At 51.0% G+C, this 10,285-nt stretch carries 12 protein-coding genes, 1 tRNA gene and 1 pseudogene; 6 read left to right on the plus strand and 8 right to left on the minus strand.

Features of this window, described 5'->3' with window-relative positions; translation table 11 throughout:
- Window positions 1–72: 72 nt before the first annotated feature.
- The gene (locus HMPREF2954_RS02355) at window positions 73–879 is read right to left on the minus strand and encodes a cytochrome C assembly family protein (RefSeq protein ID WP_045073077.1); all 807 of its coding nucleotides are present in this window, start codon (window positions 877–879) and stop codon (window positions 73–75) included.
- Between the two features lie 116 nt (window positions 880–995).
- On the opposite strand from HMPREF2954_RS02355, the gene ffh reads away from it, so the two are divergent.
- On the plus strand, window positions 996–2,366 hold the full coding sequence (gene ffh, locus HMPREF2954_RS02360; RefSeq protein ID WP_003780112.1) for a signal recognition particle protein: 1,371 nt from the start codon (window positions 996–998) through the stop codon (window positions 2,364–2,366).
- 128 nt (window positions 2,367–2,494) lie between these two features.
- On the opposite strand, the gene HMPREF2954_RS02365 is transcribed toward ffh, so the two are convergent.
- On the minus strand, window positions 2,495–3,082 hold the full coding sequence (locus HMPREF2954_RS02365) for a YdcF family protein (RefSeq protein WP_045073073.1): 588 nt from the start codon (window positions 3,080–3,082) through the stop codon (window positions 2,495–2,497).
- A 331-nt stretch (window positions 3,083–3,413) separates the two neighbouring features.
- On the opposite strand from HMPREF2954_RS02365, the gene HMPREF2954_RS02370 reads away from it, so the two are divergent.
- Window positions 3,414–3,986, plus strand: coding sequence for a TMEM165/GDT1 family protein (locus HMPREF2954_RS02370; protein WP_045073072.1), 573 nt, complete (start codon window positions 3,414–3,416; stop codon window positions 3,984–3,986).
- A gap of 10 nt (window positions 3,987–3,996) precedes the next feature.
- Window positions 3,997–4,620 (plus strand): TIGR01621 family pseudouridine synthase, encoded by a 624-nt coding sequence (locus tag HMPREF2954_RS02375; RefSeq protein ID WP_045073070.1) that lies wholly within the window; start codon window positions 3,997–3,999, stop codon window positions 4,618–4,620.
- A 73-nt stretch (window positions 4,621–4,693) separates the two neighbouring features.
- Here the strand turns inward: HMPREF2954_RS02375 and HMPREF2954_RS02380 are convergent.
- The 4 genes and pseudogenes from HMPREF2954_RS02380 to tpiA form a co-directional block, all read right to left on the minus strand.
- Window positions 4,694–5,100: pseudogene (locus tag HMPREF2954_RS02380) on the minus strand (tyrosine-type recombinase/integrase); the annotation flags it as partial.
- Window positions 5,101–5,334: 234 nt separating this feature from the next.
- Window positions 5,335–5,420, minus strand: a tRNA-Leu gene (locus tag HMPREF2954_RS02385).
- Window positions 5,421–5,433: 13 nt separating this feature from the next.
- Window positions 5,434–5,796, minus strand: a complete 363-nt coding sequence (secG, locus tag HMPREF2954_RS02390; RefSeq protein WP_045072839.1) for a preprotein translocase subunit SecG — start codon at window positions 5,794–5,796, stop codon at window positions 5,434–5,436.
- A 7-nt stretch (window positions 5,797–5,803) separates the two neighbouring features.
- Window positions 5,804–6,577 carry a triose-phosphate isomerase gene (gene tpiA / locus HMPREF2954_RS02395; protein WP_003759302.1) on the minus strand — a complete coding sequence of 258 codons (774 nt, stop codon included), beginning with the start codon at window positions 6,575–6,577 and terminating at the stop codon, window positions 5,804–5,806.
- A 183-nt stretch (window positions 6,578–6,760) separates the two neighbouring features.
- Here tpiA and HMPREF2954_RS02400 point away from each other — a divergent pair, with 183 nt between their 5' ends.
- From HMPREF2954_RS02400 to HMPREF2954_RS02410, 3 genes are all read left to right on the plus strand, one after another.
- Window positions 6,761–7,264, plus strand: coding sequence for a GAF domain-containing protein (locus HMPREF2954_RS02400; protein ID WP_141755620.1), 504 nt, complete (start codon window positions 6,761–6,763; stop codon window positions 7,262–7,264).
- Window positions 7,265–7,366: 102 nt separating this feature from the next.
- Complete coding sequence (locus HMPREF2954_RS02405) at window positions 7,367–8,023, plus strand: protein-L-isoaspartate O-methyltransferase family protein (RefSeq protein ID WP_045072837.1); 657 nt, start codon at window positions 7,367–7,369, stop codon at window positions 8,021–8,023.
- A gap of 99 nt (window positions 8,024–8,122) precedes the next feature.
- Window positions 8,123–8,449 (plus strand): rhodanese-like domain-containing protein, encoded by a 327-nt coding sequence (locus tag HMPREF2954_RS02410; RefSeq protein ID WP_045072836.1) that lies wholly within the window; start codon window positions 8,123–8,125, stop codon window positions 8,447–8,449.
- Window positions 8,450–8,517: 68 nt separating this feature from the next.
- Here the strand turns inward: HMPREF2954_RS02410 and HMPREF2954_RS02415 are convergent, their stop codons facing one another.
- Window positions 8,518–8,745 carry a SlyX family protein gene (locus tag HMPREF2954_RS02415; RefSeq protein WP_003742919.1) on the minus strand — a complete coding sequence of 76 codons (228 nt, stop codon included), beginning with the start codon at window positions 8,743–8,745 and terminating at the stop codon, window positions 8,518–8,520.
- Window positions 8,746–10,119, minus strand: coding sequence for a Na+/H+ antiporter family protein (locus HMPREF2954_RS02420; protein WP_045072835.1), 1,374 nt, complete (start codon window positions 10,117–10,119; stop codon window positions 8,746–8,748).
- Window positions 10,120–10,285: the final 166 nt, after the last annotated feature.

The raw sequence follows: 10,285 nt of genomic DNA on the forward strand, positions 1-10,285 counted from the left end.
AAAGGTCGTCCGAAATCCCTTTCAGACGACCTTTATTAATCTAAATACGCTATTAACCAAATATCTCTCACCTTAACGCTGCAGCAAGATTTCCAATACAAACTTGCTTCCTACATAAGCGAACATTAGGCTGACAAATCCGATGATTGTCCAAACGGCTGCTTTTTTGCCCCGCCATGCCGTCATACTGTGTTTAAGCAGCAACGCACCGTAAATTATCCATGAGAGAATGCCGAATACGGTTTTATGGGTAAATGTAACGGGTTTACCGAATACAGCCTCTGCAAAAAATGTCCCGCTGACAACCGAATAGGTTAATAAGATAAAACCTACCCACATCCCCTGGAACATGAGCTTTTCCAAACTCAGTAAAGACGGCAGAAAACCGGACAAACTGGAAACACGTCGCCTATGCAGGTTACGGTTGAGCAGCAAAATCAAAACGGCAAACAAGGTCACAATACCGAATAAACCGTATGCCAGCAACGATGTACCAATGTGCGACATAAACGGCAAATCATTGATTTGGTAACCGACATATTTCCCAGGGAACAGCGCACCCAATAACAAGGTAAACGCTGCACATGGATATAAAAGCAGCTGCAATCCGCGCAGACGATAGAAAAAACTACCAACGAAATACACCAGCAGCATCAACCATACAATCAAACTGACGGAATAACCGAAGCCCATAATCAATACTTTGTCTTGAATGACGGGCATGAGCAATACGGCACCGTGCATAGTTAACGCGGCACCCAAAACTGCCAGTTCGGCTTTTAGGGGATAATCTTTAATCTCTCGGGTCTTGTGATTGAACCAAACGAATATACCCAATCCGGCATACACCAGTATCAGGCAAATCAGGATAGTCGGCATAACAAACTTTCTTGGCGCGCATACATAACCGCACGCGATAGTGTAAAATAATCTCAATTTTATTTTAGCAAAGAATGCCCCGAACAGGGCAGCTATTATCATTACCAAGGACAAGCATGTTAGACAACTTAACCAACCGCTTTAGTAAAGTTTTCAAAAATATCCGCGGTCAAGCAAAACTGACAGAAGACAACATTAAAGAGGCGCTGCGGGAAGTCCGCCTTGCCCTGCTCGAAGCGGACGTAGCCCTGCCCGTCGTAAAAGAATTTGTCAACAACGTCAAAGAAAAAGCCCTCGGGCAGGAAGTTGCCGGCAGCCTGACGCCCGACCAAGCCTTTATCGGCGTCGTCAACCAAGCCCTGATCGAATTGATGGGCAAGGAAAATTCCTCTTTAGACTTGGCGGCTGTGCCGCCTGCTGTCGTTTTAATGGCAGGTCTGCAAGGTGCGGGTAAAACCACCACCGTCGGCAAACTCGCCCGCCTGCTGAAAAACGAACAGAAGAAAAAAGTCTTGGTCGTTTCAGCCGACGTGTATCGCCCTGCCGCCATCGAACAGTTGCGCCTTTTGGCTGAGCAAGTCGGCATTGACTTCTTCCCTTCCGATTCCAATCAGAAACCTGTCGAAATTGCCACTGCTGCGATTGATTATGCAAAAAAACACTTTTACGACGTCTTGATGGTCGATACCGCCGGACGCTTGGCGATTGACGAAGAGATGATGAATGAAATCAAAGCGCTGCACGCAGCCGTCAATCCTGTAGAAACCTTATTCGTCGTCGATGCCATGTTGGGCCAAGACGCTGTAAACACCGCACAAGCATTTAACGAAGCCTTGCCGCTGACCGGCGTCATCCTGACCAAAATGGACGGCGATTCACGCGGCGGCGCGGCATTGTCTGTGCGCCACGTCACCGGAAAACCCATCAAATTTATCGGTATCGGTGAAAAAATCACAGGACTCGAACCCTTCTACCCAGACCGCATCGCCAGCCGTATCCTCGGTATGGGCGACGTGTTGAGCCTGATTGAAGATGTCCAAAAAGGCATAGACGAAGAAGCCGCCGCCAAAATGGCGAAAAAGCTGCAAAAAGGCAAAGGCTTCGACCTCAATGACTTTAAAGAACAAATCCAGCAAATGCGCAATATGGGCGGACTGGAAAGCCTGATGTCAAAAATGCCGGGCGAACTGGGTCAGATTTCCAAACAAATTCCCGAAGGCACGGCAGAAAAAGCCATGGGTAAAGTCGAAGCCATCATCAACTCCATGACACCCAAAGAACGCGCCAACCCAACCCTGCTCAAAGCCAGCCGCAAACGCCGCATTGCCGCAGGCGCCGGCACCAGCGTAGAGGAAGTCAACAAAATGCTCAAACAGTTTGAACAATCGCAACAAGTCATGAAAATGTTCAGTGGAAAAGGACTGGGCAAACTGATGCGTATGGCAAAAGGCATGAAGGGTATGAAAGGAATGTTCCCCGGAATGTAATCGGCAGGAAATATTAAGAGAGGTCGTCTGAAAACTGAAATTGGGTTTTCAGACGACCTCTTCATATTGAGATTCTAGTCAGTCAAAAGCATGGCCATCTACTATTATAAAAAAATAATAGTCAGCCCCTAACTGTAAAGTGCAACCGCCTTTACCCATGCAAGCACCTCCCGAGACAGTTTGCGCAAATAATTTAACGTCGAATCACCGCACGCCCCTGAAGCATACAATTCAACAGTTTTACCCTGCCAGTAGCGCTTAGCAAGCCAAGAGGCACGCGCGAGATGGAAAGCATCGCTGACAATGATGATTTCGTTCGCATCCCATAGCTTCGGTACACTCAGCACGATATTTTCATATGTGCTTTCCGAATGTTCTTCCAACCGTATTTTTTCCGACGGTACACCCATTTCTACTGCCATATCACGCATAATTTGAGCTTCATTGCTGCCGTCGTTGTCCGTTCCTCCGCTCATCAGCAATTCGCCCACCTTACCTTGCCGATACAGCCTGACACCAGCTTCAACCCGCGAGCGCAAACAAGGATTCGGTTTTCCTCTGCGGTTAACAGCATTACCCAAGACAACAGCAATATCGGCAGAAGACAGGGTTCCAGACGACCTTTTTTCCACATTGACTGCGCATAGATGCAGCCAGCTCAAAACAGCACACCATACCAAAAGACAAACGATGCACAATATCCAATACTTTTGCATTAATACTCCGGTGGATTTTGACCTTTGGGCATCATAGCATAATCTCTTTCACCATCTTCCAAGGTTTCAGACGACCCCTTAGCCGCCAATTACTTATTGCATCCCTCCCCTTCCATCTTTATAATGCGCACACTCTTACGGGAGTAGCCATCTGATTTTCACTGACAATCAGAGCCGTTATCAACATAATTGACCGAGTTCGACAAAGATCAGTCATGGTGGCGGCATCTTCCTGACAACAGGAAGACAGGCAAGACGTAAGCGTTGTCCATACCCTTGCGGGCGGTGTGTGCAACGCTTTTTGTTTTTGCCCGCTTCGGTTGAGTATCTTATGGAAGCATTTTTCTCTTCAATGTTGGGCGTTGCCATTGCCGAAATCGGCGATAAAACGCAACTGCTCGCCCTTTTCCTTGCCGCTCGTTTCGCCCAGAAAAACGCGGTAGTCTCCGGCATCTTCATTGCCACTTTACTGAATCATTTGGTCTCCGCATTTGTCGGCGTATGGCTGGCGGAAACCGTTTCCCCCGATACCGTCAAATGGGTCGTCGGCATCAGCTTCATCGCGGTCGGCTTGTGGCTGCTCCTGCCCGATAAAGATGAAAACCCGGACAGCCGTTGGCTCAAATACGGCGCGTTCGGAGCGACGGTTTTCCTGTTTTTCATGGCGGAAATCGGCGATAAAACCCAAATCGCCACGGTCTTGCTGGCGGCAAAATACCAATCCTTATCCATGGTCGTACTCGGCAGCGTTGCCGGATTGATGTTGGCAACCGTCCCTGTGGTTTATTTGGGCGATATGCTGATGAAAAAAATCCCCGCCAAAGCCGTGCGGATTTCCGCCTGCGTACTGTTTTGCGTATTGGGCGCCATCACTTTGTCCGGCGGCGGCATTATGTTGAAATAGGTCGTCTGAAATGTGGGAAATCTTATTCAGGCATCCGGATTTTGTCGCCGTCAACAAACCTTGCGGCGTATCCGTACATCAGGAGGAGGGCGAAGTCAGCCTGACGCAGACGCTGGCGGCGCAACTCGGCCTTGAGCAGGTTTGGCTGCTGCACCGATTGGACAAGCTGACCAGCGGCGTGTTGTTGTTTGCCCTGAACCCGCAAAGTGCGTCGGCGCTGGCGCAGCAGTTTGCCGCCAAAACCATGCGTAAAACTTATTTGGCGCTGGCAACGGACAAGCCGTCTAAGAAGCAAGGTTGGATCAAAGGCGATATGGAAAAATCGCGGCGCGGCACATGGAAACTGACGCGCGGCATGGAAAATCCCGCCGTGACCGAATTTGGCAGCCACAGTTTAGAACCCAGCCTGCGCCTGTTCGTCCTGCATCCGCATACGGGCAAAACACACCAACTCCGTGTCGCCATGAAAAGTTTGGGCAGTCCGATTTTGGGCGATATGCTCTACGGCGGGAAGCCTGCATCGAGGATGTTCCTCCATGCATGGAAGATCAAATTCGACTATCAAGGTCAGACGTTTGAAATTGTCGCGCCTTTGAGTGAGGAATGGCCGCCATTGGATTTCATTCATGAATAAATCCAAAATATCTGACAAGGTTTCGTGTATCGCATCAGCTAATCGAAAATAAAAAAACCGCTAAGAAAGCGGACAGTAAGGGAAACACCTTTTCAAAGTCGAAAATAATACGGGCGGCGTGGTTTTCTTTCCAGCGGTGTAGGTTATTGGTATGCCATCGGCGGGCGATGGCTTCAAAGGTATTAAGGGCGGCGGCTTGCCGTTCGCGCTTTTCCTGTTGCTTGGCTTCGCTGGGGTCTCGCCCGATACAAGTAAGCGGCGGGCATTTTCGGCGGCTTGGCGGGCTTCTACCAGTGATACGGTCGGATATTTGCCGATAGTAAATGTTTTCTCTTTGCCATCTATACGGTATTTCAGGCGGAAAATTTTCCCGCCTGCTGGGGTAACTTCAAAATACAATCCGCCGCCGTCAAACAGCTTGGTCTTTTTCCCTGTTTCGGTGGGCTTGGCGTTTTTGATTTGGCGGTCGTTCAGCTTCATTTTTACGGTATTTTTTCGAGGTATTTTTTCGAGGTATTTTTCAGATACCGCAAAAGATACCGTAAATTTTGGTTACTTCAATTAAGCTGAATTAGACGGAATTATACAATCAGGAAGAGGACGGCAGGATAGTAATCAGCCTGCAAGCCTTGTATTTATTGGGCTTGGTTAATGGCATTAGACAGGATTAAACAAAAAAAAAAACGCCTAGAATTTCTAAGCGTTTTTGTGTGTTGGTGCCGACAGCGAGATTTGAACTCGCACAGCCTACGGCCACTACCCCCTCAAGATAGCGTGTCTACCAATTTCACCATGTCGGCATTTTGAAAACTTTTATTTCTGCTGCTGAGGAGCGGGTGCAGCAGGTGCGGGTTGGTTTTCAGCGGGAGCGGCGGGCTTAGGTGCCTGCTGGGTTTGTTGTACGTTGCTGAAGTCCAAACCGTGTTTGTTTGTATGGGTATGGATATAAACCATTGCCATGCAGGTTGCGAAGAAGAAAGTCGCTGCGATGGCGGTTGCGCGGCTCAGGAAGTTTGCGTTGCCTGCGGAACCGAATACGCCCTGTGCGCTGCCGCTGCCTGACCCGAAGGTCGCGCCTGCGTCCGCGCCTTTGCCGTGTTGCAGCAATACTAACACAACCACCGACAAAGCGGAAATAATATTAATAATCCAGATAAGGGTTTTAAAGGCTTCCATATGTTTTCTACGAGGCTTGCGCTGCGTTGATGATGGCGGTAAATGAATCATATGATAATGACGCGCCGCCAACCAATGCGCCGTCTACATGAGGTACTGCGAAGATGTCGGCCGCATTGTCTGCTTTCACACTTCCGCCGTAAAGAACGCGGATTTTAACATCGCTTCCGCACAAAGACAAGATTTCTTTGTAGATGAATGCGTGCATGTCGGCAATTTGTTCTACGGTAGCGACTTTGCCGGTGCCGATTGCCCATACCGGTTCGTAGGCGACGGCGATGTTTTTGGTGTTCAGTCCATGCAATACGGAGAGTTGGTGGGCGATGACTTCGTGTTCTTTGCCGGCTTCGCGCTCTTCGAGGCTTTCGCCGACGCACAATAGGGGAATGAGGCCTACGTTGAGGACGTTTTCCATTTTGCGGCGTTGGATTTCGTTTTTCTCGCCGAAATAGAGGCTTCGTTCGGAGTGTCCGATGAGGACGATGTCTGTGCCGATATCGGCGAGCATTTCTGCGGAAACTTCGCCTGTGTAGGCGCCGTTGTTGGGGAAGCGGCTGACGTCTTGGGCGCAGGTAAGGATGCGGTTGTTGAGGACAATCTGCATGGCGTTGTGCAGTTGCAACAGGTAAACGGTCGGGGCAGCAAGGCCGATGAGGACGCGTTCGGCGGTGGGCATGATGCGGAAGCGGTGCATGAGTGCGTTGTTGTTTTGGAGTCGGCCGTTCATTTTCCAGTTGCCGATGACCCATTTTTGATCCCACATTCCGATTTGGTGATACATCTTTTTTGCTCCGTGTTGTGTTTCTTTGGCTGTACGCTGCGTGTAGCGTGATGTAACGTGAAGTTTAGTGGATATGCGACGGGTTAGCAACTTGAAACGGGATGCCCGGGGTCGTCTGAAATGCTGTTTCAGACGACCTGTTTTATAATAACTGCTTGATATACACATATATAGGACATGGCTATGCACGCGCTTCATTTTTCGGCTTCGGACAAGGCCGCGCTTTATCGGGAGGTATTGCCGCAGATTGAGTCTGTGGTGGCGGACGAGACGGATTGGGTGGCGAATTTGGCGAACACGGCGGCGGTTTTGAAGGAGGCATTCGGCTGGTTTTGGGTGGGTTTTTATTTGGTCGATACGCGTACGGACGAATTGGTTTTGGCGCCGTTTCAGGGGCCTTTGGCGTGTACGCGGATTCCGTTCGGGCGCGGGGTGTGCGGTCAGGCTTGGGCGAAGGGCGAGACGATGGTCGTCGAGGATGTGAACGCGCATCCCGACCATATTGTCTGCTCGTCTTTGTCGCGTTCGGAAATTGTGGTTCCGCTGTTTTCAGACGACCTCTGTATCGGTGTATTGGACGTGGACAGCGAACATCTGGCTCAGTTTGATGAGACGGATGCTTTGTATTTGGGCGAACTGGCGAAGATTTTGGCGAAACGGTTTAAGGCTTCGCGTCAGGCGGCTTGAGACTGAAAAAACGGGCGGGCGGCGCGCGCTGAAGTTGGCGCGGCGGGAGTGTGGTTTTATAATGTCTGCCATTGCTAAAACAATTATTTAACGGAGCACAAAATGGATTTTGAAAAAGCGCGGTTCAATATGGTCGAACAGCAAATCCGTCCGTGGGATGTATTGGATTTTGACGTTTTGGACGCTTTGGAGGAGATTCCGCGCGAGCGTTTCGTGAGCGAGTCTTTGCAGGGTTTGGCGTATGCCGACATGGAGCTGCCGCTTGCCAACGGACATAAGATGCTCGAGCCGAAAATCGTAGCGCGGTTGGCGCAGGGTTTGAAGCTGACCCAAACCGATACGGTTTTGGAAATCGGCACGGGTTCGGGCTATGCGACCGCACTTTTGGCGAAACTGGCGGGTAAAGTGGTTTCAGACGACCTCGATGCCGAGCAGCAAAACCGCGCCAAAGCAGTATTGGACGGCTTGGCTTTGAACAATATCGATTATGTGCAAAACAACGGGCTGACCGAGCCTTCTGCGGGCGCGCCGTTTGATGCGGTTTACGTCGGCGGCGCGGTGGATAGCGTGCCTGAAGTATTGAAAGAACAGTTGAAAGACGGCGGCCGCATGGCAGTCATCGTCGGCCGCCGGCCGGTACAGCGCGCGCTGCTGATTACGCGCAAGGGCGGCGAATTTGAAGAAAAAGTCTTGTTCGACACGCTGGTTGCGCATTTGGACGACAAAGAAAACCGTCCTTTCGGCGATTTCGATTTTTAATCTTTTTTGAAATCAAAGGTCGTCTGAAAACCAGCCGGACATGGCGAAACGTTTTCAGACGACCTTTCATCGTCTCCATCATTTCACACACACAACATCATGACGATCCCGCAACTCACCCCGCTGCAACTGCAACAATGGCAGGAAGAAGGCCGCGCGTTCCATCTGCTGGACGTGCGCACCGACGAGGAAACCGCCGTCTGCGCCCTGCCTGACGCCATCCATATCCCGATGAACCTGATTCCGCTGCGCCAAAACGAGCTGCCCGACGACGATTTGCCGATTGTCGTTTACTGCCACCACGGCATCCGCAGCCTGCATACGGCGATGTATCTGGCGGACGCGGGTTTTGAAAATCTGTTTAACCTGCAAGGCGGGATTGATGCTTGGGCTTTGCTGGTGGATGGGACGATGGCGAGATATTGATAACGCTAAAAGGTCGCCTAAAAACCTTGATTCAGGTTTTTCAGACGACCTTCTTTCATATTTCCGCTTCAATAATGCGGCGGAATTTCATCACGCAGGCTGTAAGGTTCGCGCTCTCCGTTTGCGCCTTTGTCCTGCATTTTCTGATAAAGCAGCCTCAACTGCGCCTGCTGCAAATCCAGCGTCTGCTGCATTTTCGCCACCGTATCGTTCAGGCTGCCGATTAAGTCTTCCTGAAGCGCGGTTTGGATTTCCAGCTCGGTGATGCGGTGTTCCAATTCGTCCATTTCGCTCATTTACAGCACCATCGCGGCAATCCAGCCGGCAATCATCAGCGGGATATTGTAGTGGATAAAAGTTGGGATGACGGAGTCGCGGATGTGGTCGTGTTGTCCGTCGGCGTTCAAACCCATGGTCGGGCCGAGCGTCGAGTCGGACGCTGGCGAACCGGCGTCGCCCAATGCGCCCGCCGTACCGACGATGGCGACGGTTGCCAGCGGCGAGAAGCCGAGGCTGATACACAGCGGCACATAAATCGCGGTAATAATCGGCAAAGTGGAGAAAGAAGAGCCGATGCCCATGGTGACCAACAATCCGACAAACAACATGGCAAATGCCGCCATGCCTTTATTGCTGCCGAAAAGTTGCATACTGTGTTCGACCAGCGGTTTGATTTCGCCTGTCGCGGTCATGACTGCCGCAAAGCCTTGCGCCGCAATCATGATGAAACCGACCATCGCCATCATTTTGATGCCTTCGCCGAATACATCGCTGGCAGCGTCTCGGTTCATCACGCCGAGCATCATAAAGACGGCAAAACCCAGCATAGCGCCCAAAACCAGCGAATCTTCATACATCAACTGAATCGCAAAGCACACGCCGATTGCCACCGCCGCCACCAGACTGCGGTAAGCCGAAGGCTGGGGCTGTTCGGATGCTTCGCGGTTGTCTTCCGTATCGACGGTATTGGTTTGATAAATGCGTGATTTGCGGTAGTGGACAAACGCCGCCAGCAGCCCCGCCACCATACCCAGCGCAGGAATCGCCATCGCATGCATGACGCTGATGCCTTTTACGTCCATGCCCGCAGATTTGATGTTGCCCAAGAGGATGTCGTTCAAGAAAATCGCACCGAAGCCGTAAGGCAGGAACATATAAGTCGTCACCAAACCGAACGTAATCACACACGCCACCAGGCGGCGGTCGACTTTCAAACGGTTAAACACCAGCAAAAGCGGCGGAATAATCATCGGAATAAACGCGATATGGATAGGCACGACGTTTTGACTCATGATGCCCATCGCCAAAATAATCAGCAGCAGCGTCCATTTCACCGAACTTTCGCCTTTCGCGGCATCCTGACTGTTGTTGAGTTTGCGGATAATGCCGCCCGCAAGCTGCTGCGGCAGCCCCGAATAGGTAATCGCCATCGCAAACGCACCGAGCATCGCATAAGACAAAGAAATCCGCGCGCCGCCCTTCAAGCCTTCGTTAAACACGGGAATAATCCCCGACTGCGTTACATTGCCCGCCGTATCCACGACGTTTTCCAGCGGCATTCCCGCCACCAGTCCGCCGACGAACGCACCGACAGTCAGGCTCAATACGACGTGTACCCGCGATAGCGACAACACGAGCATAACGATTACTGCAACCACTACGGCATTCATGCCTTTTCTCCGTTTCAGACGACCCTCAGACCATCCGTTCACATATTAAAAAGAAACATCATAACCTAACATGATTTAACGGGCTAGGGCAAGCCGCCTTTCAGACGACCCGCCCTACTCCGCACCCAAAATAAAGGTCGGCGGATTCGCATTTGAAGTGCAACTT

Origin of the sequence: Neisseria sp. HMSC067H09 (genome assembly GCF_001814135.1) — a bacterium.
Lineage (GTDB): Bacteria > Pseudomonadota > Gammaproteobacteria > Burkholderiales > Neisseriaceae > Neisseria.

Bases quoted from the DNA above. Each gene is read 5' to 3' on its own strand.
- HMPREF2954_RS02355 (WP_045073077.1), bottom strand. From the start codon at position 879: ATGCCGACTATCCTGATTTGCCTGATACTGGTGTATGCCGGATTGGGT.
- ffh (WP_003780112.1), top strand. From the start codon at position 996: ATGTTAGACAACTTAACCAACCGCTTTAGTAAAGTTTTCAAAAATATC.
- HMPREF2954_RS02365 (WP_045073073.1), bottom strand. From the start codon at position 3,082: ATGCAAAAGTATTGGATATTGTGCATCGTTTGTCTTTTGGTATGGTGT.
- HMPREF2954_RS02370 (WP_045073072.1), top strand. From the start codon at position 3,414: ATGGAAGCATTTTTCTCTTCAATGTTGGGCGTTGCCATTGCCGAAATC.
- HMPREF2954_RS02375 (WP_045073070.1), top strand. From the start codon at position 3,997: ATGTGGGAAATCTTATTCAGGCATCCGGATTTTGTCGCCGTCAACAAA.
- secG (WP_045072839.1), bottom strand. From the start codon at position 5,796: ATGGAAGCCTTTAAAACCCTTATCTGGATTATTAATATTATTTCCGCT.
- tpiA (WP_003759302.1), bottom strand. From the start codon at position 6,577: ATGTATCACCAAATCGGAATGTGGGATCAAAAATGGGTCATCGGCAAC.
- HMPREF2954_RS02400 (WP_141755620.1), top strand. From the start codon at position 6,761: ATGCACGCGCTTCATTTTTCGGCTTCGGACAAGGCCGCGCTTTATCGG.
- HMPREF2954_RS02405 (WP_045072837.1), top strand. From the start codon at position 7,367: ATGGATTTTGAAAAAGCGCGGTTCAATATGGTCGAACAGCAAATCCGT.
- HMPREF2954_RS02410 (WP_045072836.1), top strand. From the start codon at position 8,123: ATGACGATCCCGCAACTCACCCCGCTGCAACTGCAACAATGGCAGGAA.
- HMPREF2954_RS02415 (WP_003742919.1), bottom strand. From the start codon at position 8,745: ATGAGCGAAATGGACGAATTGGAACACCGCATCACCGAGCTGGAAATC.
- HMPREF2954_RS02420 (WP_045072835.1), bottom strand. From the start codon at position 10,119: ATGAATGCCGTAGTGGTTGCAGTAATCGTTATGCTCGTGTTGTCGCTA.